Below are 360 nucleotides of genomic sequence, written 5' to 3'. Positions count from 1 at the left end.
CGGCGGCCGCCTGCCGCAGGAGGTGGGTCTTGGCGATCTCGCCGACGTGCTTGATGTGCGGCAGGAACCGCTCGTGCTCGACCGCGGCGAGCGCCAGCGGGCCGCCGGGGCCGGTCGACGGGGGCCCGGTGCGTACCAACAGCGCCAGGTCCGCTTCGGTCGCGGTGAACTCGCCGGCCGTGGAGGAGACCGTGGCCGTCAGGGAGAGGTCGGCGGCCGGTGCGGCGGCGAGAGCGGTACGGAGGTGGGCGCGGACCAGGTCTTCGGGCAGCGCCCGGCCGAAGAGCTCCACCGACGCGGACCGCAACCGCTCCAGATGGAGGTCGAGGCCCCGGATCCGCCCGTCGCGGATCTGTGCGG

The 360-nt window shown here is 75.3% G+C and carries 1 protein-coding gene; it reads right to left on the bottom strand.

Annotated elements, in window-relative coordinates:
* A partial coding sequence (locus tag AB0C16_RS41030) for an aminotransferase class IV (RefSeq protein WP_357691636.1) occupies positions 1-360 on the bottom strand: 360 nt, incomplete at both ends.

The sequence above is a fragment of the Nonomuraea sp. NPDC048916 genome (assembly GCF_040649575.1).
Taxonomy (GTDB): Bacteria; Actinomycetota; Actinomycetes; order Streptosporangiales; family Streptosporangiaceae; genus Nonomuraea.
Note: the sequence above shows the minus strand (reverse complement) of the source record. Positions and strands in the feature narration are given on the sequence as shown.